We start from the raw sequence: 23,430 nt of genomic DNA, 5'->3' as shown, positions 1-23,430 counted from the left end.
GGGCAGATGAGCGATGAGACAGAGGGGAGCGCCCCATCGGCCCTCCCCACCAAGCTGACCCGCACCAAGGAGCGCTGGGCGGAGGAGGGCAAGTTCCTCACCGGCCGCGTGGCGCGCCCCGAATCCGACCGCCTGCCGCCGGGCCAACATCTGGTGAAGGACTGGCCGGTGCTGGATCTCGGCCTCCAGCCCATGCTGCCGCCGAGCCGCTGGCGGCTCGACGTGGACGGGCTGGTGGAGAATCCCATCCACTGGGACCTCGACGCCTTCAAGGCCGCGCCCCAATCCACCGAGGTCACCGACATCCACTGCGTCACCACCTGGTCGCGCTATGACAATCGCTGGGAAGGCGTGCGCACCCGTGACCTGATGGACCTGGTGCGCCCGCGCGCCGAGGCCCATTTCGTACTGCTCTATTCCTATGACGGCTACACCACCAATTTGCCGCTGGAAGACTTCGCCGCGCCCGATGCCATGCTCGTCCATAGTTGGGAAGGCGAGCCGCTCACTCGCGCCCATGGCGGGCCGGTGCGGCTCGTGGTGCCGCACCTCTATTTCTGGAAGAGCGCCAAGTGGCTGAAGCGCATCGAATTCCTGCCCGCCGACAAGCTCGGCTTCTGGGAGGAGCGCGGCTATCACGAGCGCGGCGATCCGTGGACCGAGCAGCGCTATTCCGAGTAAGGCGCGCGCGCCCGGCCCCGCCGGGCGCGGTCGTCTTCAGATGGGTGGCAGGTTCAGCCACTTGGCGAGCGAGGTGAGGACGATGTCCACCGCCAGCGCCGCCAGGATGATGCCCATGATGCGGCGGATCAGATTGGCGCCGGACTGGCGGATCACCATCAGCAGGTATTTGGCCAGGAAGAACAGCACGAGCATGATGACCATGAGGGCGGCCACCACCGTGATGGTGATGACCTGGTCATGGATGGAATGCCGGTTGTTGTTGGCCAGGATCATCACCGAGAGGATGGCCCCGGGCCCGGCGATGACAGGGGTGGCCAGCGGATAGACCGCCATGGCGGCCAGGTGCTTGTCCTCGTCGATCTCCAGCGCCTGCGGCTTGCCCATCTCGGTGAAGATCATGGTCATGGCATAAACGAACAGGATGAGCCCGCCGGCCACCTGGAAGGACAGGATGGAGATGCCCATGGCCTCCAGCAGCGCCTGACCCACCACGATGAAGAAGACCAGGATGAGGAAGGCGAAGAAGGTGGCCAGCACCGCCGCCCGCCGACGTCCCTTGTTCGACAGCTCGGAGGTCACCGCCATGAACATGGACAAATGGCTGATGGGCTCCAGCACCGCCCACAGCGTCACGAACTGCGTCACCAGCAGATTGAGATCATCCGTCATCGCGTCCCATCCCCCGCCTGCGGTCGATCCGCGCCCCAACCGCGATCCGGACGCCGCCAGCCCGCTGCGCCGTCCCGCCTGTGCCCGGTCCTCCGTCGCGCCCGGCGCAATCTGCCGAGGGCGCCCGCGAATCCTGTCGCGTCCGGCTGCCGTCCCGCCCGCATGGTGCAGGCCACCCGGTGCCGGCGCAACCGACGAGAGATTGCCAGCGGGGGTTGACCGGCTCGCCTTTCGGCTGCGTTTTCTTGCCTATTCTCGCGGCCTCGTGTGCCATGACCGCAGCGCAGTGGCGGAACCCCGACGGGCTTCTCTCCCTTATCCCTTACGTGACGCAAGGGAATGTATGGTCTAAGCTGACCGAGTAGCCGCGCCCGGGCTTTCGTGCGCTCCTTGACCTGCCTCAAGGTGAAGGGCGCACCATATGCGACAAAAGTCGAGACGGTTCGAGACGGCAGGGCGGGGCCCGCGGCCGGGCCGCGGAAGGCGAAAGCGCGCCGGTCCGCCGTGAGGGCCAAGACAGGGGCGCGCATGCTCCAAGGGAGGATCTAACGGTGATCCAGAACATCAAGAGCGTACTTGTCGGGTTGACGGAAGAGGGCCGCGAGGAGCCGTCCTCGGCGCTGGGCTACGGCATGTCGCTCGCTTCCCAGGCGCAGGCGCACATCACGGTGCAGGCGGCCGCGGTCAAGCTGGTGCTGACCCATGCCATGGTCAGCAACATGGCCGCGACGCTGGTGAATGCCGAGAACCGGCGCATCGGCGCCCTGGCCGAGGCGGTGGCGGAGCGGGCGCGGGGGGATGCGGTGGCGGCCGGCGTCGGGTGCTCCGTGGAAGCCCCGCAATTGTCCTATGCCGACTTGCTGGACGCCTTCGTCAAGCAGGCCCGCGTTCATGACCTCGCCGTGATCGATGCGGAGGAGGCCACCATCGACATTGATCGCGGCCTGATCGAGCAGGTGGTGTTTGAGAGCGGCCGTCCGCTGATCGTGGTGCCGGCGGGCTGCGACACCTTCTCGGCCAAGCGCATCGTCATCGCCTGGGACGGCAGCGCCCCCGCGGTGCGGGCGGTGAACGACGCCATGCCCCTCCTGCGCGCCGCAGAGGCGGTGGAGATTCTGTCCATCGCGCCCGAAAAGACGCTGAAGCGTACCGTTCCGGGCGCGGAGCTTGCCCCCCACCTCGCGCGTCACGGCGTCAATGTCTCCGTCAATGCGGTGCCGGCCGACGGCGACGTGGCCAGCCAGTTGCAGGCCGAGGCCTCCCTGTTCCGCGCTGACCTGCTGGTGCTCGGCGCCTTCAATCACTCGCTGCTGCGCGAATGGCTCATCGGCGGCGTGACCCAGGCGCTGCTGAAGGACAGCAAACTGCCCCTGTTCCTCTCCCACTGAGGCGGGGTGCTTCCAGACCTGCGGGCCGGCCCCTCTGGAGCCGGCCCATTTTCATTTCCCGCCGATTTTGAAACCAAGCGCGAGCTTTGCCCGTTATGCTCCGGGGCAGGCGCGTGGGGCCTAGCCTCGGCGCATCCGCAAACGGGTTGCGTCCTCAAACGGTGAAAGGAAGCAGAGCCATGAAATGGGTCGTCTGGGTCGGCAGCGTCCGCAAGGGGTCCTACAACGCCGCCATTGCGCGCTCCCTGCAAGCGCTGGCGCCCGAGGGCGTCACGGTGGAGCTTCTGCCTTCTGTCGCAGAGCTGCCCATCTATGATGCCGACATCCAGGCCCAGGGCTTTCCGCAGGAGGTCACCGGCCTCGGCGCCACCCTGAAGGGCGCGGACGGCGTCATCATCGTGACGCCGGAATACAATTACTCCGTCCCCGGTGGCCTGAAGAACGCCATCGACTGGGTCTCCCGCCTCCCCGATGCCCCGCTGAAGGGCAAGCCGGTGCTCATCCAGTCCGCCTCCATGGGGGTGCTGGGCGGGGCGCGGGCGCAATATCACCTGCGCCAGATCATGGTTTTCCTCGACGCCTTCGTGATGAACGTGCCCGAGGTGATGGTGGGCCAGGCGCAGAAGAAGATCGACGAGAGTGGCACCCTCACCGACGAGGGCACGCGCGATTTCATCGCCAGCCAGTTGAAGGCCTTCAAGGCCTATGTGGAGCGCGTGCGGGCCTGAGCGCACGGCAGGGGAGCGCCTGCTTTTCGTTCTCCTGCCAGCCCCCTTGAGGAGGGCGGCCGCCATTCCCATCTGCCCAGCTGCGCCGCCCTCTGGCGGCGCCCGCGCGGAGTGACACCAGACCCATGCTTTCCGATGCCCTGACCGCCTTCGGGCAGGTGTTCTCGCCGCTGCTGCGCGGTGTGCTGGTCAAGTCCGTCCTGCTGGCGTTGGCGCTGGTGGTGGTGCTGGCCATCGGCCTCAATCTGCTGCTGGAACAGATGATGGTGCTGCCCTATCCGTGGCTGGAGACCACCATCGCCATCATGGTGGGCATCGGCTCCGTGGTGGGGGCGCTCTATATGGTGCCGGCGGTCTCGGCCGTGGTGGCCGGCCTCTTCCTCGACGACGTGGCAGAGGCGGTGGAAAAAGCCTCCTATCCCGGCGAGCCGGTGGGCACGCCCCAGCCGGTGGCGCGCTCGGTGCTCTATTCCTTGCGCTTCTTCGGCATTGTGCTGGCGGTGAACCTTGCCGCCCTGCTGCTGCTGCTGGTGCCCGGCGTGAACGTCATCGCCTTCTTCCTGGCCAACGCCTATCTGTTGAGCCGGGAATATTTCGAGATGGCCGCCATGCGCTATGCCTCCCCGGAAGAGGCGCGGGCGCTGCGGCAGGCCAATGCCACCACCGTGTTCGTGGCGGGCATGCTGATGACGCCGCTTCTGATGGTGCCCATCCTCAACCTCATCACGCCGGTGTTCGGCACCGCCTTCATGGTGCACCTGCACAAGCGCCTGTCGCCCGCTTTGATGCGCGCGCCCGCCGCCGCGCGGCTGCGCTGAGAGCCTGCTTGGGAAATCGGGGGCCGACCCCTCCGACTTTTCCAAACAGGCTCTGGGGTACCGAGCTGGTTTTCACATCATGATCGTCTTTCGCTCCTATAATGGCCAAGGCCGCGCTTGATGCGCGGGCCACGGAGCCGCCGGACGATGATGACCCTTTCCCCCTTGCGCCGCACCCTGATTGCCAGCGCCGCTGCGCTCGGCCTTCTCACCGCAGGCCCGGCCTTCGCCCAGCAGGGGCAGACATCGCCGATCCAGGCCAGCCAGATCCAGGGCACGCAGATCCGGGTGCCCACCCCGCTCGTCGCCAAGGGCGCGGGGGATGCGCCGGTGACGACGGAAGGCCAGGCGTTCCAGAATCTCGGCCTGGTGGGCGTTGCCCGGGTGCCGGCCGATGTGCTGGACTTCATGGGCGACACGCTCGGCTCCATGTCCGGCATGGCGATTGCGCCGGGCACCTGGCGCAAGGAGGGTGATACCTACAGGGCCACCCTCTATTCGCTGCCCGACCGGGGGCGCAACAGCCCGGACGAGGGCGAGTATGTGGATTATGCCAATCGGCTGATGTCCTTCGACCTCGCCTTCGTCCCAGGCCAAGCCTTCACCCTGACGCCCACCGGGGGCATCGCGCTGAAGGATTTCGAGGGGCGTCCCACGACGGGCGCTGATCCGGCCGACGGAACCCGCATGGAAGCCGGCCACACCTTTCCGTCGCCCAAGCCCGGCGCGCTGGGCGCGGGGAAAGTCTCCCTGGACGCGGAGGCCATCGCCATGCGCGCCGATGGCAGCTTCTATGTGAGCGATGAATACGGGCCGGGCATCTATCTGTTCGGTCCCGGTGGCCGCATGAAGGGGGCAATCGACCCCGGCCCGGCATTGGCGCCAATGACCGGCGGCGCACTCAATTTCAATTCCACCAAGGCACCCGACACCGGCCGGCGCAACAATCAAGGCCTGGAGGCGCTGGCGGTGACACCGGACGGCCGCAAGCTGGTGGCCGTGCTCCAGAGCGCCACCATCCAGGATTCCTCCGCCTCAAAGGACCAGACCAACCGGGCCAACACCCGCATCCTCGTCTATGACATCGCCGCCGACCCGACGCCGAAGGCGCCGGTGGCGGTCTATGCCCTCACCTTGCCGGTTTATGCCTCCAGGGGTGACGGCAAGATCGACCGCACCGCCGCCCAGTCGGAAATGGTGGCGCTCGATGACCACCGCTTCCTGATCCTCGCCCGCGATGGCAACGGGCTCGGCTCCAAGCCCGGGCCGGAAGTGTTCAAGGCGGTGCTGCTGGTGGATGTGAGCGGCGCCACCAATTTGGCTGGCACCGATTACGAGACCACCACCCGCCCCATCGCCCCGGCGCAGGACGGGCGCAACGTGCTCGACCCTTCCATCCGCCCCGCCACGGCTGACGTCCTGGTGAACCTGCTCAATCCCGACGACCTCGGGAAATTCGGCCTCAACATCCACAACGAGACGCCGGACGAGAACACCCTGTCGGAGAAGTGGGAGGCCATGGCGCTGGTGCCGGCGCTGGATCCGCAGGCGCCCGACACCTTCTTCCTGTTCGTGGGCAACGACAACGACTTCCTCACCCGCCACGGCGTGATGCAGGGCAAGCCTTATGCGGACAAGATCGACAATGCCACCACGGTGCTCGCCTATCGCCTGCGCCTGCCGGGGGTGAAGCTCGCGCCGTGAGCCTTCCAGCGCTTCTTAGAAGCGCTGGAAGGATCTATGTCTTTGTTTGAACGCATTTTCTTGCCGCGAACCGGTTCCCGCTGCGCTCGAAAATGCTCTGTCGGTCACGCGATGGCAGGACGGTGGCCGGCCTTTTCCCAGAGCCGGCGGGCCACCTGCGAGGCGGCGGCGACCACTTCGGGGCCGTCGAACAATGCGGGACGCCCGTGCTCCAGCGCCACACGGCCGTCCACCACCACCGCATCCACATTGCCGCCCTGGGCGCTGTGCACCACGAGGCCGGGACCGTCGATGAGCGGGGCGAGGTTCGGCGCGTCGAGGTCGAGGAGCACCAGGTCCGCCTTCCACCCTGGCGCCAGCGTGCCCACCACGCCGGAAAGGCCGAGCGCTGCCGCCCCTCCGGTGATGGCCCAGCCGAGCACGTCCGCAGACGTCACGGAAAAGCCCGCGCCCCGGATGCGGGTGCCGGCCAGCGCCATGCGCATGGCCTCGAACATGTCGCCGGACTTGGTGTCGGTGGCCAGCGAGATGGCGGCGCCCGCCTCCTGCAGCGCCAGGATGGGCGCCACCGAGCCATGGGCGGCATTGCCCACGGGAATATGGGCCACATGGGCGCCGGAGGCACCGAAGCGCGCCCGGTCCACCGCGTCCATATGGATGCAGTGGCCGGCCACCAAAGCCGGGCCGAGAAGGCCCGTCTGCGCCATCAGCTCCACGGGCCGCATGCCATCGCGGGCGGCGACCACCTCGATCTCCATGGGCGATTGATGGAGATGGGTGTGCAGGATGAGGCCGTGTTTCGCTCCGAGGCCAGCGACCGTCCGCAGCAGGTGCGGCGAGCAGGTGTCCGGCGCATGGGGCCCGAGCACGGGCGTCACCAGGGGATCGCGGCCGGTCCATTGGGTGACGAAGTCCATGGCCTCCTTGAGCGTCGCCTCGCCCCGGGCGCCATCCGCCTTCCATTCCCGGCGGGCAAGGGCGTTCGTATCCGCATCCATGATGCGCCCGCCCACGAAGGCGCGCAGTCCGGTCTCGCGGGCGGCCTCGGCGAGGGCGGCGGGGTGGCGATAGAAGTCCACCACCGTGGTGGAGCCGAAGCGCAGCATCTCATAGGCGCCGAGCCGCGCTAGCAGATAGGCCTCTTCGTGCGAGAGCACATCGCCCTGCGGTACGCCCGGCGTATAGGCCGGGGCGAAGCTGCGATCCTCGATCATGCCCCGCACCACCATGATGGGGGTGTGGTTGTGGGTGTTGACGAGGCCGGGCATCACCAGGTGCCGGGGCGAGCCGAGCCGGCGCTTGGGGGCATAGGCGGCGGCCATCTCCGCCACCGGGCCGAGGGCGAGGATGCGGTCGCCCTCAATGGCCAGCGCCACGTCCGAGGCGATGGTGCCCGCCGCATCCATCAAAAGGGCCGCGCGCGCCTCCACCAGGAGGTCGCACGGGATGGGCGCTGCGAGGGGGGCTGCGAAGGGTGTGCTCATGCCTCGTGCTCCGTCTGCGCATCGAGGCTCGCCAGCACGGCGTCGGCGGTGCGGCGGGTATGGTCGGCCATGGCGGTGGCGAAGCCCGGCGCGTCGCCGGCGCGCAGGCGCGCCATGAAGCCCTCGTGCTCGGCCAAGGACTCTTCCCAGCGGCGGGGATTGTAGTTCACCTGCGCCCGCGCCCGGTAGATCTTAGCGGAGAGCGCGCTCCAATTGGCCTGGAGCACGGGGTTTCCGGCCAGCCGGGTGATCTCGGCATGGATGTCCTGGTTCTGGCGGAAATAGGCGGTCCGCGCGCCGGCTCGGTGATGGGCGCACAGGGCGGCGTGCATCTCCTCCAGCCGGTCGCGATCCCCCGTGCCGGCGGTGCGGCAGGCCAGGTCCGCCGCCAGATGGTCGAGGGCGACCATCACCTGGAACATGGCGGCGATCTCCTCCCGATCCACCGGCGTCACAACCGGGGTGCGATGGGGCCGCAATTCCATCAGCCCCTCGGAGGCGAGCACCTTGAAGGCTTCCCGCAAAGGCGTGCGCGAGACGCCAAAGGTCTCGCACAACATGCGCTCGGGCAGGGGGCTGCCGGGGGCGATCTCGCCTTCCAGAACCATCTGGCGCAGGCGCACCACCAACTGGTCGTGCAGGGAGGCGGTGGAGAGCGGCTGGGCCGCCTCGGAGGCGGACAATTTCAGCTTCGCTGGCTTGAACTTATAGCGGGCCTTGGGGCGGGTGGGCGCCTCTGCCTTTTCCTCCATCACTGCGTCGCCTGCCTCAAATTTCGGCATTCTTACCGTCCATCGCCTATAGAAGCGGCTTTCAAATCAACAGGAATGGAGCATATACAATTGAAACATAAATACAAAACAAAGATCGCATACCGAATGCGGATTTCCGGCGGCCAACCCGACGGAGCCACCTGTCAGAGGAAGAGAACCGATGAAGACCCTTTTCTCCCGCCTTGCCTTGGCGGCGGCCGTGGTGGCGGGGCTTGCCGCCGCCCCTGTCGCGAAGGCCCAGGAAACCACCGTGAAAGTGGGCTACGCCAAGTGCGCCCATTGCGTTCCCATGTCGCTGCTGCCCGACTACACGCAGGGCGTGAAGGTGGAAGCCATCGGCTTCAATACCGGCAATGACGTGCTCACCGCCCTCGTCTCCAAGAGCATCGACGTGGCGCAGGTGACCTATCTCCATTACGTCACCGGCCTGGACAAGGGCTTCGATCTCGTGGCCATTTCCGGCCAGATTTCCGGCGGCTCCACCATCGTGGTGGCCAACGACCTGCCCCTGCCGGAAAACGATTGGGCGGCCCTCAAGGCGCTGATCGCCAGCTACAAGGCCCAGGGCAAGCCCTTCCGCGTCGCCGCCTCCCGCGGCAATGCGCAGGACATCCACATGCGCGGCGCCCTCGCCAAGCAGGGCATCGACGTCAACAAGGACGTCCAGTTCATCAATATCCCCAACCCTTCCGACCACATCCAGGCGCTGCGCCGGGGCGAGGTGGAGATGATCTGCACGGTGGAGCCCTTCGCCACCCAGATCCTCCAGGCCAAGGCCGCCAAGCTGTTCGCCTATCCCTATGACCAGGCCGCGGGAAAACTCACCAACCTCATCGTCACCCGCTCCGACGTGATCGCCAAGGAGCCCAAGGCGGTGGCCGCCGTGGTGAAGGGCGTCGTCGCCCTGGACGAGAAGCTCGATGCCGACCACGTGCTCTGGCAGGGCGTCATCACCAAGGTGACCGGCCTCGACAAGAGCGTGGCCGACGGCGCCATCATCAACCTCTATCCCGACTACAAGATGCACCGCGCCCAGGCGGCAGCGATCGCCGACATGATGCGCGACCTGAAATACATCAACACCGACGTGACCAAGAAGGTGGAGGACAACATGAACTACACCTTCCTGGAACAGGCCACGGGCAAGTCTAAGTCCGACCTCGGCTATTGAGACGGAACCGGCGGCATGCGCGCATTTTTCTCCTACGTGCGGCTGGAACGCTATGTGGTTCCAGTCCTCATCCTCGCCGGCTGGGAGGCCTTCTCCCGCTCGGGCGCGCTGCCGCCGGCCCTTCTTCCGGCCCCCTCCGCCGTGGTCTGGGCCTGGGCGGACTGGGTCTTCAACACTGACGGTAACACCCAGAGCTATGCGGGCCGGTGGATCTTCGACGCCGCCGCCAGCGCCGCCCGCGTGGCGGCGGGCTTTGCCATCGCCACGCTCATCGGGGTCGCGGTGGGCGTGGCCATCGGCTGGTCCCGCTTCATTGAGGTAACCATCGAGCCCACCTTGCAGATGCTGAGGCCCATCCCGCCGGTCTCCTGGATCCCGCTCGCCATCATCTGGTTCGGCATCGCCGACAAGCCGGCCATCTTCCTGGTGTTCCTGGGCGCCTTCTTCCCCATCCTGCTGAACACCATCCACGGCGTGAAGACCTGTGACCGCAACCTCATCCGGGCAGGGGCCATGGTGGGCGGCGGGCAGCGGCAATTGCTGTGGTACATCGTCATGCCGGCGGCTCTGCCCTCCATCTTCGCCGGCCTGCGGATCGCCATCGGCTCGGCCTGGATGCTCACCGTCACCGCCGAGATGGTGGCGGTGAAGAGCGGCGTCGGTTACGTGCTGTGGGACGCCTATTACTTCCTGCGCTACGACATCGTCATCGCCGCCATGGCCTCCATCGGCCTGCTCGGCTTCCTGAGCGATCTCGCCATCCGCCTCGTCATGGCCCGCGCCTTGCGCTGGCAGCGCGGCACCACCCTGCAGGGCGAGGGCTGAGCCATGGGCAATATCGAAATTTCAAACGTCTCGAAGGTCTTCACCGACAAGGTGCGGCAGCGCGACGTCACCGCGCTCTGCGATGTCAGCCTGTCGGTGAAGCGCAACGACTTCATCTGCCTGCTCGGGCCTTCCGGCTGCGGCAAGTCCACCTTGCTCAACATGATCGCCGGCTTCGACAAGCCCACATCCGGCACCATCGCGGTGGACGGCCAGACGGTGACGGGACCGGGCGCCGACCGGGGCGTGGTGTTCCAGCAGGCCAATCTCATGCCCTGGCTGCCGGTGTGGGAGAATGTGGCCTTCCACCTGAAGATGCGCGGCGCCTCCAAGTCCGTGCGGCGGGAGCAGGCGCAGATCTATATCGACCTCGTGGGCCTGACCGGCTTCGAGAACCATTATCCCGCCGAATTGTCCGGCGGCATGAACCAGCGCGTGGGCATTGCCCGCGCGCTCCTGATGGATCCCGGCGTGATCCTCATGGACGAGCCGTTCGGCGCGCTGGACGAGCAGACGCGCATGGACATGCAGAACGAGCTGATCCGCATCTGGGAGACCAACAAGGGTACCATCGTCTTCGTCACCCACGGCATCGACGAGGCGCTGACCCTCGGCTCGCACGTGGTGGTCATGTCGGCCCGGCCCGGCCGCATCGCCGAGGTGATCCCGATCCACATGCCCCGCCCGCGCGACATTACCGGCCCGGCCTTCAACGAGGCCAAGCGCCACATCCTTCATCTGCTGCGCCCCGGCCGCGCGGCGGACGCCTCCTCCTGAAACTGGGAAGTTCCCATGTCCACGTCCAACGTCGCCCAAAAGCGCGTGCTTCTCGGCATGCTCACCCCGTCCTCAAATACGGTGCTGGAGCCCGTCACCCAGGCCATGGTGGCCGGGCTGCCGGAAGTGTCCGTGCATTTCGGCCGCTTCAAGGTCACCGAGATCGCGCTCTCCGACCGCGCGCTCGCCCAGTTCGACGACACCGAAATCTTGCGCGCGGCGGAACTGCTCGCCCATGCCAAGGTGGAGGTGATCGGCTGGAACGGCACGTCGTCCGGCTGGCTCGGCTTCGAGGCGGATGAGCGCCTGTGCGCGCGCATCACCGGCGCCACCGGCATCAAGGCCACCACCTCCATGCTGGCGCTCAACGAGGTGCTGGAACGGCGCGGCGTGAAGCGGCTCGGCTTCGTGACGCCCTATCTCGACGACGTGCAGGAAAAGATCATCGCCAATTATGCCCGCCTCGGCATGGCCTGCGCCGGTGACGCGCATCTGCGCATCCAGGACAATTTTTCCTTCTCCGAGGTGTCGGCCGAGACCCTCACGCAGATGATCCGCACCGTCGCCGAGGAAAAGCCGGACGCCATCGGCGTCATGTGCACCAATCTGCGCGCCGCGCCGGTGGTGGAGGATCTGGAGCGCGAGATCGGCCTGCCCATCTACGACACCATCGCCACGGTGTTGTGGAAGAGCCTCGTGCTGGCCGGCGTCGACCCCGCCCGGGTTACCGGCTGGGGCAGCCTGTTCCGCGATTTCGCCTGAGGCGAAGGCCGCTTCCGCGCGGCGTCCTCAAAAATGGCGCTCCATAGGGCGTCGCCAGTCCGGCGGCGCCTGGCTGCTCGACACGGTCAGGCCTCAGGCACGGCCGCGATGGCCACGATCTCCACTTCCCGGCCGGCCACCACCGCCACATCGCCCACCTCCTTGCCCATCACCGCATGGGCGAGGGGCGAGACATAGGACACCGTGCCCGCCGCCGGGTCCGCCTCGTCCTCGCCCACGATACGGAACACCTGCCGCCGCCCGTCCTCCCGATCCAGCGTCACACGGGTGCCGAACTGGACGGTCTGCGGATCGGCCGGCGTCTCGATCAATTGGGCCGTGGCCCGGCGGGCGCTGAAATAGCGCAAATCCCGCGTCGCCCGGGCCATGGCCGTGCGATCCGCCTGCACGTCGCCGAGCTGCGCCGCCGCATAATCCGCCCGGGCTTGCGCCAATGCCGCATCCAATGCCGCAAGCCCCGAGGCCGTCACCAGGTTGGGATGGGGTGAGATGGGCCGGTCCGGCAGGTCGGCGGCGGTGGCTTCCAGGTCGTTCTCTCGGGTGAAGGCAACGGACATGACGCGAGGTGGTTCCCGGATGCGGTTCGGAGGAGGTTGACCCTCAGACATAGAGCCATGGTGTCTGAGACGGAAGAGCGGGGCGAAGGGCTTGGTTCCCGGCCCAACGCGGCATGGACACCCTCAGCCTGCCCAGGGAGGCTCTCCTTCTTGTCATTGGCAGGGCCTGGACCGAAGATTATGAAACCAGGCCCCGCTCCCGCTTGCCATGGAAAGACCGGCCCTTGACCGAAAAAGACATCATTGATGTCCTCAACCTCACGGGCACGATCGCCTTTGCCATTAGCGGCGCGGTGGTGGCCGGGCAGCGGAACATGGATCTGTTCGGCGCCCTGGTGCTCGCCTTCGTCACGGCGGTGGCGGGCGGGATCGTGCGGGACATGATGATCGGGGCGGTGCCCCCGGATTCCATCGCGGATTGGCGCCCCGCCGCGCTGGCGGCATTGGCGGGTCTGGTCGCCTTCTTCTTTCCAGCCATCATTGCGCGGTTGCGCTTCCCGGTGCTGCTGTTCGACGCCGCGGGCCTCGGCATCTTCGCTGTCACCGGCACCCAGAAGGCGCTGGAGTTCGGCATTCCCCCGGCCATGGCGGTGGTGCTGGGCACCGTGACCGGGGTCGGCGGCGGAATGGTGCGCGATGTACTGACCGCCCAGGTGCCGGTGGTGCTGCGAACCGACATTTATGCCGTGGCGGCGCTGGCCGGCGGCGCCCTCGTGGCGGTGGGGCATGCCATGGGCATGCCGGCGGTGCTCACTTTGCTGCCAGGGGCGGCGCTCTGCTTCTTCCTGCGGCTGATGGCGATCTATTGCGGCTGGCACCTGCCGCGCGCCCGTCCCGCCCCCGCCCCGCCGGAGGGGTGAAAGCAAAAAGGCCCCGGTGCATCGCCTGCACCGGGGCCCTTCCCTGTGTCCGGGCCATCTGGCCTCAGCAACTTGGCACGGGAGAAGCGGCGACCGCTTCTCCCGCTTCCCTCACGAGCAGCCGGTGGTGGAGCCGCAGGTGTCGCACTTCAGGCAGGTGCCGTTGCGCACCAGCGTGAAGTTCATGCATTCGGGGCAGGCTTCGCCCTCATAGCCCTTGGCGCGGGCCTCGGCCCGGCGCTCGGCGGCGCGGGCCTTGGGGCTCCAGGGGAGCTGCTTGTCCATCACGCTGGTGGCGGCTTCTTCCACCGCCTCGGCATCCACCTCCAGCAGCGCCTCGGGCTCCGGCTCCGACTTGAGCGCGGTGGCGCCGTCTGTCCGGGCCCGCAGCACCGTCACCTTGTCGGAGGCGGCGCGGGGCTCGGCGGGGGCCAGTGCCTGGGCCAGCAGGTTCACCGTCTTGCCGCGCACCAGGCCCTTGGAGACGATCCGGGCCGCCGCCGCCGAGGGGGCCTTGCCTTCTTCCACGCCCTTGCCGAGCGCGTCGAAGCCGGTGTCGGAGGGGTCCACATGGCCGAGATCACTGCGCGCCAGATAGGACACCGCCAGCTCCCGGAACACATAGTCCAGGATGGAGGTGGCGTATTTGATGGTGTCGTTGCCCTGCACGGGACCCGCCGGCTCGAAGCGGGTGAAGGTGAAGGCGTCCACATATTCCTCGAGCGGCACGCCATATTGCAGGCCGAGCGAGATGGCGATGGCGAAGTTGTTGAGGAGCGAGCGGAGTGCCGCGCCCTCCTTGTGCATGTCGATGAAGATCTCGCCGATGCGGCCGTCATCATATTCGCCAGTGCGCAGATAGACCTTGTGGCCACCCACCACTGCCTTCTGGGTATAGCCCTTGCGGCGGTCGGGCATCTTCTCACGCTCGCGCACCCGATGCTCGACGATGCGCTCCACCACGCGCTCGACGATCTTCTCGGTCACCGCGGCGGTGCGGGCGGCGGCGGGCTGGGCCACCAGGGCCTCCACCGCATCGTCCTCGTCCTCCTCGTCCGCCACCAATTGGGCGTTGAGGGGCTGGGAGAGCTTGGAGCCGTCGCGATAGAGCGCGTTGGCCTTCAGCGCCAGGCGCCAGGACAGGAGGTAGGCGGACTTGCAGTCCTCCACCGTCGCGTCATTGGGCATGTTGATGGTCTTGGAGATGGCGCCCGAAATGAAGGGCTGCGCCGCCGCCATCATGCGGATGTGGCTCTCCACCGACAGGGAGCGCTTGCCGAGCCGCCCGCAGGGGGAGGCGCAGTCGAACACCGGCAGGTGTTCGGCCTTCAGGAAAGGCGCGCCTTCGAGCGTCATGGCGCCGCACACATGGACGTTGGCGGCGTCGATCTCGGCCTTGGTGAAGCCCAGGTGCGCCAGCAGGTCGAACTTGGGGTCCGCCAGCTGCGCCGGCGCCACGCCCAGCGTCTTGGCCAGGAATTCCTCGCCGAAGGTCCAGCGGTTGAAGGCGAACTTGATGTCGAAGGCGCTCTTGACCGCGCTCTCCGCCTTCTGGATCGCCGCCTCGTCGAAGCCCTTGGCCTTCAGCGTGGTGTGGTTGATGCCGGGAGCCTGGGCGAGCGAGCCGTGGCCCACCGCATAGGCCTCGATCTCGGCGATCTGCGCCTCGCCATAACCGAGCGCACGCAGCGCCTCGGGCACGGCGCGGTTGATGATCTTGAAATAGCCGCCGCCGGCCAGCTTCTTGAACTTCACCAGCGCGAAGTCGGGCTCGATGCCGGTGGTGTCGCAATCCATCACCAGGCCGATGGTGCCGGTGGGGGCGATCACCGAGACCTGGGCGTTGCGGTAGCCGTGCAGGACGCCCATCTCCACCGCCTTGTCCCAGGCCGTGCGGGCATGGGCGGACAGGCGCGCATCCCTGATGGAGGCGTGGTCGAGCGGCACCGGATCGACGGCGAGGCCCTCATAGCCGGCAGATTCGCCATGGGCGGCGCGGCGATGATTGCGGATGACGCGGGCCATGGATTCGGCATTGGCCTCATAGGCCGGGAAGGTGCCCAGCTCCTTGGCCATCTCGGCCGAGGTGGCATAGCAGATGCCGGTCATGATGGCGGAGATGGCGCCGCAAATGGCGCGGCCCTCGGCCGAGTCATAGGGAATGCCAGACGACATGAGCAGGCCGCCAATATTGGCGTAGCCCAGGCCCAGCGTGCGGTATTCGTAGGACAGTTCGGCGATGCGGCGCGAGGGGAACTGCGCCATCAGCACGGAGATTTCGAGCACCACGGTCCACAGCCGCACCGCATGCTCGAAGCTCTCCACGTCGAAGCGCTTCTCGGCGTCGCGGAACTGGAGGAGGTTCAGCGAGGCAAGATTGCAGGCCGTGTCGTCCAGGAACATGTATTCCGAGCACGGATTGGAGGCGCGGATTTCGCCGCCCGCCGGGCAGGTGTGCCAGTCATTCACCGTGGTGTGGAACTGGATGCCGGGGTCGGCGCAATGCCAGGCGGCGGCGCCGATCTTCTCCCACAAATCGCGGGCCTTGATGGTCTTGGCCACCTTGCCGTCGGTGCGGCGGATCAGCTCCCAATCCGCGTCCGCTTCCACCGCGCGCAGGAAGGCATCGGTCACGCGCACCGAATTGTTGGAATTCTGGCCGGCCACCGTGAGGTAGGCGTCGCCATCCCAATCGGTGTCGTAGATGTCGATGTCGATGTCCGTATAGCCCTGGCGGGCATACTGGATGATGCGCCGGATGGCGGCATCGGCCACATGGGCCTTGCGGGCGGCGCGGATCTCGCGCTTCAGGGCCGGGTTCTTCTCCGGATCGAAGCAGGAATCCCCCGCGCCTTCGCAATTCACGCAGGCCTTGAGCACGGCCTTGAGATGCTTGGCATTGAGCTTGGAGCCGGTGACGAGGGCGGAGACCTTGAGCTCCTCCACCACCTTCCAGTCCACATAGGCCTCGATGTCCGGATGATCCGCATCCACCACCACCATCTTGGCGGCGCGGCGGGTGGTGCCGCCGGATTTGATGGCGCCCGCCGCGCGGTCGCCGATCTTCAGGAAGCTCATGAGGCCGGACGAGCGCCCGCCGCCGGAGAGCTTCTCGCCCTCGCCGCGCAGGGACGAGAAATTGGTGCCGGTGCCGGAGCCATACTTGAACAGGCGCGCCTCGCGCACCCACAAATCCATGATGCCGCCTTCATTCACCAGGTCGTCGCCGACCGACTGGATGAAGCAGGCATGGGGCTGGGGCCGCTCATAGGCGGAGGTGGAGGCATGGACCTCGCCGGTCACATGGTCCACGTAGAAATGGCCCTGGCCGGGGCCGTCAATGCCATAGGCCCAGTGCAGGCCGGTATTGAACCACTGGGGGGAATTGGGGGCGACCATCTGCATGGCGAGCATGTAGCGGTGCTCGTCGAAGAAGGCCTGCGCGTCGGCCTCGCTGTCGAAATAGCCGCCCTTCCAGCCCCAATAGGTCCAGGTGCCGGCCAGGCGGTCGAACACCTGCTTGGCCGAGATCTCGCCGCCATAGCGCTTGTCCACGGGCAGGGAGGCCAGCGCATCCACGTCCGCCTTGGCGCGCCACAGGAAGGAGGGGACGGCATTCTCCTCCACCTTCTTCAGGCGCGAGGGCACGCCCGCACGGCGGAAATACTTCTGCGCCAGGATGTCGCTGGCAACTTGAGAGAAGTGCGCGGGCACCTCGATGCCGTCCTGGCGGAAGACCACCGAGCCATCCGGATTGCGGATCTCGCTGACGGTCTCGCGGAAGGCGATGCCGGCATAGGGCGACTGTCCGGCCGTGGTGTAGCGGCGTTCGACGCGCATATCGAGACTCCTCAGCCCCCCAAGGGCATTCAGCAAAGATGGCGGCAGCCGAACGCAAACGCGCGGGTACGACGGCTCGCGCCGTCCCGGAGACCGGACTGCTGTGTTTGGAACCGACAGTGGGTGAATACCGGCCTTCGGCCAATGTGTCCCGCTGTCGAGGAGGTGGACGCTAGAGCGAGTCTGGCGCCGCCGTCAAACACAGATTTGGGGGCTCCCTTCGTTGGCTGCCTACTAAATATAGTCGCGCCATCCCTGTTAACAAGTCGTAAACGTCCTTGGCCCGACGCGGGTTTCGGCCTCTTTGGGCCTGTGGACAAGGCGGGCCGGCGGGCCCCAGCGTTATGCACGTCATCCACAGCCGGCGAACCAACAATCGCGCGGTGTGTCTTTCGCGCGTCATGCGGGGGATTGGCCCCGCTACCGACGCGCGAACAGTTTCTCCACGTCCGACAACGAGAGCGTGACGAAGGTGGGCCGGCCGTGATTGCACTCGCCGGAATTGGGGGTCGCCTCCATTTCCCGCAGGAGGGCGTTCATCTCTTCCAGCCGCAGGCGGCGGCCGGCGCGGACGGAGCCGTGGCAGGCCATGGTGGCGGCCACATGGAGGAGGCGGCGCTCCAGGGGCAAGGCATCGTCCCATTCGGCCGCATGCTCGGCGAGGTCGCGCACCAGGCGGGTGGTGTCGGCCTCCTTCAGCAGCGCCGGCACCTCGCGCACCAGCACCGCGCCATGGCCGAAGGATTCCAGCACCAGGCCGAGCCGCTCCAGATCGCCCGCCCGCTCGGCGAGGCGGTCGGCCTCCGCCGGGTCGAGATCCACCACCACGGGCACCAGGAGCCCCTGGCGGGCGACGCCGTCACGCTCCAAGGCGTGCTTTAATTTCTCATAGACGAGCCGCTCATGGGCCGCGTGCTGGTCCACCAGCACCATGCCGGCGCGGGTCTGGGCGACGATATAGGTCTCGTGCAATTGCGCCCGCGCGGCGCCCAGCGGCCGGTCGAGATCGGCCGCCTCCAGCGGTGCGAAAGCCGGGCGGGCATCCACGGAGGGCGCGCCCAGCTCGAAGGCCGATTGCACCGGCTCGGCCAGCACGGCGGCGGCCACGGGATCGGCCACCAGCGGCCGGGCGGGGGAGGCGCGCCAGTCATGGCCGCCGGCGGGCAGGGGCTCGGGCGACCGGAAGCGGCCGGACCAGCCGCCATCGGGCCGGGGGAGGGGGCGGGGCAGGCCGGGTGGCAGGGCGGGGGAGGCCGGTCCCGCTTCCAGCTCCGGCGCACGGGCAAGCGCCACCAGGCGGTCGGCCATGGTGGCGGCGGTGCTGGGCGCGCGCTCGGCCAGGGCATTGGAGAGGGTGCGCACGATGAGCGCGCGGATGTTGCCGCCATCGCGGAACCGCACCTCGGTCTTGGCCGGGTGGACATTCACATCCACCTCGCGCGGATCGAGGGTGATGAACAAGGCGAGCAGGGGATGCCGGTCTGAGGGCAGCAGGTCCGCATAGGCGCCGCGCACCGCGCCCATGAGCAGCTTGTCGCGCACCGGGCGGCCATTCACGAACAGGAATTGGGACAGCGAATTGGCCTTGGAGAAGGTGGGCAGGCCCGCAAGCCCCGTGAGCCGCGCCCCCTCCCGCTCGCCCTCCACAGGGATCACATTGCGCCCGGCCTCGGCGCCCAGCACATCGGCCATGCGGGCGGCGCGGCCTTCCGGGTCATCGGCGCGGGCGGGAAAGGTGAGGGGACCGCGCTCCTCGGCGACCAAAGTGAAGGCGACGTCGGGACGGGCCAGCGCCAGGCGCCGCACCACATCGGTGGCGGCGGCCGCTTCCGCCCGATCGGATTTCAGGAATTTCAGCCGGGCGGGAGTGGCGAAGAAGAGGTCGCGCACCTCCACCCGCGTGCCGGCGCCGAGCGCCGCCGGCCGCACCGCCGAGACGACCCCGGCCTCCACCTTGATTTCGAAGGCATGGGGCGCGCCCTTCAGCCGCGAGGTGATGGAAAGCCGCGCCACCGAGCCGATGGAGGGCAGCGCCTCGCCCCGAAAGCCCAGAGTGGAGATGGCGAGCAGATCCTCGTCCGGCAGCTTGGAGGTGGCGTGCCGCTCCACGCACAGGGCCAGTTCGTCCGGCCCCATGCCGGAGCCGTCATCGGCCACCCGGATCAGCCGCCGCCCACCGCCATCGATCACCACCTCGATGGCCCCGGCGCCTGCATCCAGCGCATTCTCCACCAATTCCTTCACCACGGCGGCCGGCCGCTCCACCACCTCGCCGGCGGCGATGCGGTCGATCAGGATGGGGGGCAGGCGGCGGATGGGCATAAGGCGGCTCGAAACGGGACGGGGGCAAGCGGGGCGACTCGGAACAACCGAGGCGCCAGTATAGGCGCTCCGCGCCGCCCGTGCCGGGGTCCCGTGCGAAAGGGGACCGTCGGGCGCACCGGGCTATTTTTGTTCATTCCCCGCGCCAGCATCCCCGCCTTAACCTTTGCCGCACGGTGACAGGCCGCAAGCGGAACGCGGCAGGCAGGCGGGGGCCAACAGCCGATGACGGGATCAAGGACCATCGTCTCCATTCAATATCTGCGCGCGCTCGCGGCGCTCACCGTGGTGCTGCACCATGCGCGCAACCCCGATCCCGGCCTATTCGATCCCTTGAGCGGCTTCAATATCGGGGTGGCCGGCGTCTATGTCTTCTTCGTCATCAGCGGCTTCATCATGTATCGTGTGGGCCGCACGGAGCGCCCGGGCCGTTTCCTCTATCGCCGCATCGTGCGTGTGGTGCCGCTCTATTGGATCTGCACCACCATCGCGGCGGTGCTGCTCTACAAGGTGCAGCATTGGGCGCCACGGGCCCATGAGTTCTTCATGAGCTATGTCTATTCGCTTTTCTTCATTCCCCATTATTCGCTGAAATGGCCGGATGAATTGTGGCCCATCCTCATTCCCGGATGGACGCTGAATTACGAGATGTTCTTCTACGCCATCTTCGCCGTGTCCCTGGCGGTGGGCGCGGTGCTGCTGGTCAACAGCGTCGTCATCCTGGCCCTGGTGGCGGTGGGCGCGCTGGTGGCGGTGAGCGGGCCGGTGCTGCTGACCTATACGGACTATATCCTGCTTTATTTCCTCATGGGGCTGTTCATCGGCTGGATGTACGACACCCGCGACCTGACCCGATGGGGCTTCTGCCTGCCGCTGGGGGCCGCCCTCATCCTTCTTGCCATTGCCTTTGGCGGGCGGGCGGAGGACCTCCTCCTCTTCCTCGGCGCCCCGCTCGTGGTGCTGGGGGGCCTTGCCAACGAGCCGGTCCTTGCCCGCTGGAACTGCCGCCTGCTGCACCGGCTAGGGGATGCCAGCTATTCCATCTATCTCACCCACGCTTTGTTCATCTTCGTGCTGCGCGCGGTGTTCGTGCACCATATGCCCTATGGCTGGCTGCAATTTACCAGCTGGATCGCCACCGCCCTGATCTCCGCCAGCCTGGTGGGCCTCCTCGTCCACCACTGGGTGGAAGTTCCCCTGACGCGGGCTTTGTCGGGGCGCGGGAAGCGGGCGGCGGTGGTGTGAAAGGGGGGGAGGGGGGCGCGCGCTGGTGCGCTTGGGCGCCCTGCGATGGTGCTCGCGCGGGAGACTCCGGTGCCGTCGCGCCCGACCTTCCCCCGGCCGCTGGCCGCTCCATCCCCGCGCCGGTGGCGGTTCGGTCGATGCGGATGGGGCGGGGGACGGATGCGGATGGAGGGGGCGGGCGCTCTGAAGGGGAAGGGAACGGGGAGGAGAGGCAGAAGAGGCGGGGCGGGAGCACGACACGGTCCAGTCCGTTGGTTATGAGATGTATAGGCGTTACGTTATCAAAATTGACGTATTTCAATCCGCTTCATTCAAGAGTTATGTTTTTCTGTAACAGAGAATTTTATTGGGGGAATCTGTGGGGCAGGGGAACAAGCGTAACCAAAAATGCTGGTGCGGCTCTGGGCTTAAATATAAGTTGTGTCACCGTGATCGCGAGCGGCAGACGCCGGTTAAAGCTTGGGAAGCTGAACAAGCGTTGCGGGACGCGTTCCGTGTGCCGGTGTGCTCGGCACCCTCTGCTTGGCATTCCGATTGTAGTGGGCGTATCATCCGCGCGCACACTGTGCCTCGCGCGGGGAGTCTAAACAGGATCGCACGGGATGGGCACGTCTATTCTTTTGTCCCTACTTTAGATAAATTAAGGAGAAACAGCGGAGTTCTCGAACCTACGCTGGTGGGAGTACGAAACGCTTCTACTTTTACGGGCTTCTGCTCAATCCACGACGACGTAATATTTGCACCGATCGAAAAATTTGCGTTTACGGGAACGTCAGAGCAATGCTTCTTGCTTGGTTATCGAGCCATGGCGCGAGAGCTATATACTAAGCAAAGTTCGGTGCGTCTTTCCTCGTTTCGACAGGGTGCTGATCGTGGGAAGAAGATTGATCGGCAATTCGAGATCCAGACGGTAAATCAGCTATTCGAGTATGGACTGGCCGAGGGGCTTAAAGACACAAAGGCCCAAATGGACGAATATGCCGCTCGTCTTACGACTGGCGAATATAGTGATGTGCGTGCTTATGTGATTGAAACAGTGGAGCCGCCGCCAGGCATGTGTTCGGCGGGATGGCTGCCATCTTCTGATTTCGACGGAGTAAAATTACAGGATCTCGCCGAAAGTAAAAGGCTAGCTGCCATGTCATTCACTTCCATGTGGGGCGGTGAGCGAGGGGTGGTGGTGTTCCAGTGGCTCGCACATGATGACGTTGTTTGTCGCGCATTTATCGATTCTGTGGCACGGCTTAGCGACGATCAGATTGGTCCCGCGCTGGTCAGGCTGATGTTTGAGCACTTCGAGAATGTTCACATAGCGCCTGAATGGTGGGAAGCTCTTGCCCTCCCAGTGAGAAATGCTCTCATTCATCGCATGGCGCGGTCAGCAAACCCTTTCGCGCTCCCACTCGACAAGCCGCTTGTCGACGACGGCGTTGCTTTGCCTAAGTGGCCAATCTCCAACAGATTCACTGTCGGCTATAGCGCGTGACCGATAAATTGCGGCAGCCTGGAGCGTAGGTTCTCCGTGTAGTGGCTGTAAAATGTCTCTGATTCTCGGGTCTCTAACGAACCCAATTCTTTCAGTAGACGACGATAAGCATCCAACCATCTAAATCGGCAGCGAAAGGCGGGCCCTGGTGGAGGACGCTACGGCCCCCCCCCCCGCAGGCGGCCCTCCAGGGCCGCCCGCCCTTACTCCCTCACACCGTAACCAACGGCTTCAACCCCGCCTCGATCCGCGCCCGGCGCCCCTCCAAAAACGGCGGCAAGGACAGCTTTTCGCCCAGGCTCTCCAGCGGCTCGTCGGTGGCAAAGCCGGGGCCGTCGGTGGCGAGTTCGAAGAGGATGCCGTTGGGCTCGCGGAAATAGAGGCTGCGGAAATAGAAGCGGTCCACCGGGCCGGAGGAGGGCACGCGCAGGGAAGCGAGGCGCTCGGCCCAGGCGTCATATTCCGCAAAGTCCGGCACCCGGAAGGCCACATGGTGCACGCCGCCCGCGCCCTGGCCGGCAGGGCGGAGCTTCGGCTCGATGCGCACGTGAAGCTCGGCGGCCGGGCCCCCTTCGCCCATCTCATAGACGGCCACGTCCGCGCCTTCGGCCTGGTAGATGCGGGCCTGGCGCATGTTCATCACATGGGTGAGCACCGCGTCCGTCGGGGCAAGGTCCGGCACCGAGAGGGTGATGGGGCCAAGGCCGCGGATCTGGTAATCGGCGGGCACGGGGCTCTTCTCCCACGGCACGCCGGGGCCGGTGCCGCCATCGGCGAGCAAGGTCAGGCGCTGGCCTTCCTTGTCCTCGAAATCCAGCACGGTGCGCCCGTCGCGGCTGATGAGGCCGGAGGTGGCGAGGCCCTTCTCCTTCAGCCGTCCGGCCCAGAAATCCAGCGCCGCCTCATCTCGCACCCGAAGGCCGGTGCGCACGATGGCATGGGTGCCGCGCCGCTCGGGCGCCGCCGGCCAGTCGAAGAAGGTGATGTCGGTGCCGGGATTGGCTTCGCCGTCCGCATAAAAGAGGTGGTAGGCGGAGGTGTCGTCCTGGTTCACCGTCTTCTTGACGAGGCGCAGGCCCAGCGTGTCCGTGTAGAAATGGTGGTTATAGGCCGCATCCGCCGTGATGGCGGTGAGGTGGTGAATGCCGGTGAGCTGCATGGTGCCTCTCCTGTCGGCGGGCGATCGCCGCCGAAAAATGGAAAACCCTGGCCCGCCTGTTCCCGCTCCACCGAGGGGTGAGGCGGGGGCGTTGAGGGCGTTGATGCACAGTTAGGGGCTCAAGAGGGGGATTGCGATCTGCGCTTTCGCAAACGGG

19 protein-coding genes and 1 pseudogene are annotated in these 23,430 nt (G+C 66.6%); 13 read left to right on the top strand and 7 right to left on the bottom strand.

All coding sequences use genetic code 11. The annotated features are described in order from the left end of the window. Positions 1-6 precede the first annotated feature (6 nt). The gene (locus tag J5J86_RS02585) at positions 7-681 is read left to right on the top strand and encodes a sulfite oxidase-like oxidoreductase (RefSeq protein ID WP_209103354.1); all 675 of its coding nucleotides are present in this window, start codon (positions 7-9) and stop codon (positions 679-681) included. A gap of 36 nt (positions 682-717) precedes the next feature. Here J5J86_RS02585 and J5J86_RS02580 read toward each other — a convergent pair whose 3' ends face one another. Further along, positions 718-1,353 carry a MarC family protein gene (locus tag J5J86_RS02580; RefSeq protein ID WP_209103353.1) on the bottom strand — a complete coding sequence of 212 codons (636 nt, stop codon included), beginning with the start codon at positions 1,351-1,353 and terminating at the stop codon, positions 718-720. A gap of 551 nt (positions 1,354-1,904) precedes the next feature. On the opposite strand from J5J86_RS02580, the gene J5J86_RS02575 reads away from it, so the two are divergent. From J5J86_RS02575 to J5J86_RS02560, 4 genes are all read left to right on the top strand, one after another. Beyond that, positions 1,905-2,741, top strand: a complete 837-nt coding sequence (locus J5J86_RS02575) for a universal stress protein (protein ID WP_247657935.1) — start codon at positions 1,905-1,907, stop codon at positions 2,739-2,741. Between the two features lie 179 nt (positions 2,742-2,920). After that, positions 2,921-3,469 carry an NADPH-dependent FMN reductase gene (locus tag J5J86_RS02570; protein ID WP_209103352.1) on the top strand — a complete coding sequence of 183 codons (549 nt, stop codon included), beginning with the start codon at positions 2,921-2,923 and terminating at the stop codon, positions 3,467-3,469. 125 nt (positions 3,470-3,594) lie between these two features. Continuing rightward, the gene (locus J5J86_RS02565; protein ID WP_209103351.1) at positions 3,595-4,287 is read left to right on the top strand and encodes a sulfate transporter family protein; all 693 of its coding nucleotides are present in this window, start codon (positions 3,595-3,597) and stop codon (positions 4,285-4,287) included. A gap of 147 nt (positions 4,288-4,434) precedes the next feature. After that, a complete protein-coding gene (locus J5J86_RS02560; protein ID WP_209103350.1) occupies positions 4,435-5,991 on the top strand; it encodes an esterase-like activity of phytase family protein in 1,557 nt (518 codons plus the stop codon). A 104-nt stretch (positions 5,992-6,095) separates the two neighbouring features. On the opposite strand, the gene J5J86_RS02555 is transcribed toward J5J86_RS02560, so the two are convergent. Continuing rightward, the gene (locus J5J86_RS02555) at positions 6,096-7,475 is read right to left on the bottom strand and encodes an amidohydrolase family protein (protein ID WP_209103349.1); all 1,380 of its coding nucleotides are present in this window, start codon (positions 7,473-7,475) and stop codon (positions 6,096-6,098) included. Then, the gene (locus J5J86_RS02550; protein WP_247657934.1) at positions 7,472-8,257 is read right to left on the bottom strand and encodes a GntR family transcriptional regulator; all 786 of its coding nucleotides are present in this window, start codon (positions 8,255-8,257) and stop codon (positions 7,472-7,474) included. The genes J5J86_RS02555 and J5J86_RS02550 overlap by 4 nt, the downstream gene beginning before the upstream one ends. A 151-nt stretch (positions 8,258-8,408) precedes the next feature. Between J5J86_RS02550 and J5J86_RS02545 the strand changes: the two genes are divergently transcribed. The 4 genes from J5J86_RS02545 to J5J86_RS02530 are packed head-to-tail and all read left to right on the top strand — an operon-like array spanning position 8,409 to position 11,783. Next, entirely contained in the window at positions 8,409-9,419 is a 1,011-nt protein-coding gene (locus J5J86_RS02545) for an ABC transporter substrate-binding protein (RefSeq protein ID WP_209103348.1), read from the top strand. Positions 9,420-9,434: 15 nt separating this feature from the next. Then, positions 9,435-10,244, top strand: a complete 810-nt coding sequence (locus tag J5J86_RS02540) for an ABC transporter permease (RefSeq protein ID WP_209103347.1) — start codon at positions 9,435-9,437, stop codon at positions 10,242-10,244. A 3-nt stretch (positions 10,245-10,247) separates the two neighbouring features. Then, on the top strand, positions 10,248-11,021 hold the full coding sequence (locus J5J86_RS02535; protein WP_209103346.1) for an ABC transporter ATP-binding protein: 774 nt from the start codon (positions 10,248-10,250) through the stop codon (positions 11,019-11,021). 15 nt (positions 11,022-11,036) lie between these two features. Continuing rightward, positions 11,037-11,783 carry a maleate cis-trans isomerase family protein gene (locus J5J86_RS02530; protein WP_247657933.1) on the top strand — a complete coding sequence of 249 codons (747 nt, stop codon included), beginning with the start codon at positions 11,037-11,039 and terminating at the stop codon, positions 11,781-11,783. Positions 11,784-11,869: 86 nt separating this feature from the next. Here J5J86_RS02530 and greA read toward each other — a convergent pair whose 3' ends face one another. Further along, entirely contained in the window at positions 11,870-12,361 is a 492-nt protein-coding gene (gene greA, locus J5J86_RS02525) for a transcription elongation factor GreA (RefSeq protein ID WP_209103345.1), read from the bottom strand. Between the two features lie 224 nt (positions 12,362-12,585). On the opposite strand from greA, the gene J5J86_RS02520 reads away from it, so the two are divergent. Continuing rightward, positions 12,586-13,221, top strand: a complete 636-nt coding sequence (locus J5J86_RS02520) for a trimeric intracellular cation channel family protein (protein WP_247657931.1) — start codon at positions 12,586-12,588, stop codon at positions 13,219-13,221. Positions 13,222-13,332: 111 nt separating this feature from the next. Here J5J86_RS02520 and J5J86_RS02515 read toward each other — a convergent pair whose 3' ends face one another. Both J5J86_RS02515 and mutL read right to left on the bottom strand, forming a co-directional pair. Beyond that, entirely contained in the window at positions 13,333-17,061 is a 3,729-nt protein-coding gene (locus J5J86_RS02515) for a vitamin B12-dependent ribonucleotide reductase (protein WP_209103343.1), read from the bottom strand. Between the two features lie 420 nt (positions 17,062-17,481). Next, entirely contained in the window at positions 17,482-19,383 is a 1,902-nt protein-coding gene (gene mutL, locus J5J86_RS02510) for a DNA mismatch repair endonuclease MutL (protein ID WP_209103342.1), read from the bottom strand. Between the two features lie 225 nt (positions 19,384-19,608). Here mutL and J5J86_RS02505 point away from each other — a divergent pair, with 225 nt between their 5' ends. From J5J86_RS02505 to J5J86_RS24380, 3 genes and pseudogenes are all read left to right on the top strand, one after another. Beyond that, on the top strand, positions 19,609-20,628 hold the full coding sequence (locus tag J5J86_RS02505) for an acyltransferase family protein (RefSeq protein WP_209103341.1): 1,020 nt from the start codon (positions 19,609-19,611) through the stop codon (positions 20,626-20,628). A gap of 358 nt (positions 20,629-20,986) precedes the next feature. Further along, a pseudogene (locus J5J86_RS24660) lies at positions 20,987-21,034 on the top strand (SEC-C metal-binding domain-containing protein); the annotation flags it as partial. Positions 21,035-21,433: 399 nt separating this feature from the next. Continuing rightward, complete coding sequence (locus J5J86_RS24380) at positions 21,434-22,114, top strand: hypothetical protein (protein WP_247657929.1); 681 nt, start codon at positions 21,434-21,436, stop codon at positions 22,112-22,114. A 211-nt stretch (positions 22,115-22,325) separates the two neighbouring features. Here the strand turns inward: J5J86_RS24380 and J5J86_RS02495 are convergent, their stop codons facing one another. Next, positions 22,326-23,273 (bottom strand): ring-cleaving dioxygenase, encoded by a 948-nt coding sequence (locus J5J86_RS02495; protein ID WP_209103339.1) that lies wholly within the window; start codon positions 23,271-23,273, stop codon positions 22,326-22,328. Positions 23,274-23,430 lie beyond the last annotated feature (157 nt).

Source organism: Aquabacter sp. L1I39 (assembly GCF_017742835.1).
In the GTDB taxonomy this organism is placed as follows: Bacteria; Pseudomonadota; Alphaproteobacteria; order Rhizobiales; family Xanthobacteraceae; genus L1I39.
Note: the sequence above shows the minus strand (reverse complement) of the source record. Positions and strands in the feature narration are given on the sequence as shown.

Bases quoted from the DNA above. Each gene is read 5' to 3' on its own strand.
- J5J86_RS02530 (WP_247657933.1), top strand. From the start codon at position 11,037: ATGTCCACGTCCAACGTCGCCCAAAAGCGCGTGCTTCTCGGCATGCTC.
- J5J86_RS02540 (WP_209103347.1), top strand. From the start codon at position 9,435: ATGCGCGCATTTTTCTCCTACGTGCGGCTGGAACGCTATGTGGTTCCA.
- J5J86_RS02505 (WP_209103341.1), top strand. From the start codon at position 19,609: ATGACGGGATCAAGGACCATCGTCTCCATTCAATATCTGCGCGCGCTC.
- J5J86_RS02515 (WP_209103343.1), bottom strand. From the start codon at position 17,061: ATGCGCGTCGAACGCCGCTACACCACGGCCGGACAGTCGCCCTATGCC.
- J5J86_RS02585 (WP_209103354.1), top strand. From the start codon at position 7: ATGAGCGATGAGACAGAGGGGAGCGCCCCATCGGCCCTCCCCACCAAG.
- J5J86_RS02580 (WP_209103353.1), bottom strand. From the start codon at position 1,353: ATGACGGATGATCTCAATCTGCTGGTGACGCAGTTCGTGACGCTGTGG.
- J5J86_RS02570 (WP_209103352.1), top strand. From the start codon at position 2,921: ATGAAATGGGTCGTCTGGGTCGGCAGCGTCCGCAAGGGGTCCTACAAC.
- J5J86_RS02560 (WP_209103350.1), top strand. From the start codon at position 4,435: ATGATGACCCTTTCCCCCTTGCGCCGCACCCTGATTGCCAGCGCCGCT.
- J5J86_RS02565 (WP_209103351.1), top strand. From the start codon at position 3,595: ATGCTTTCCGATGCCCTGACCGCCTTCGGGCAGGTGTTCTCGCCGCTG.
- J5J86_RS02555 (WP_209103349.1), bottom strand. From the start codon at position 7,475: ATGAGCACACCCTTCGCAGCCCCCCTCGCAGCGCCCATCCCGTGCGAC.
- J5J86_RS02550 (WP_247657934.1), bottom strand. From the start codon at position 8,257: ATGCCGAAATTTGAGGCAGGCGACGCAGTGATGGAGGAAAAGGCAGAG.
- J5J86_RS02545 (WP_209103348.1), top strand. From the start codon at position 8,409: ATGAAGACCCTTTTCTCCCGCCTTGCCTTGGCGGCGGCCGTGGTGGCG.
- J5J86_RS24380 (WP_247657929.1), top strand. From the start codon at position 21,434: ATGGCGCGAGAGCTATATACTAAGCAAAGTTCGGTGCGTCTTTCCTCG.
- J5J86_RS02535 (WP_209103346.1), top strand. From the start codon at position 10,248: ATGGGCAATATCGAAATTTCAAACGTCTCGAAGGTCTTCACCGACAAG.
- mutL (WP_209103342.1), bottom strand. From the start codon at position 19,383: ATGCCCATCCGCCGCCTGCCCCCCATCCTGATCGACCGCATCGCCGCC.
- J5J86_RS02495 (WP_209103339.1), bottom strand. From the start codon at position 23,273: ATGCAGCTCACCGGCATTCACCACCTCACCGCCATCACGGCGGATGCG.
- greA (WP_209103345.1), bottom strand. From the start codon at position 12,361: ATGTCCGTTGCCTTCACCCGAGAGAACGACCTGGAAGCCACCGCCGCC.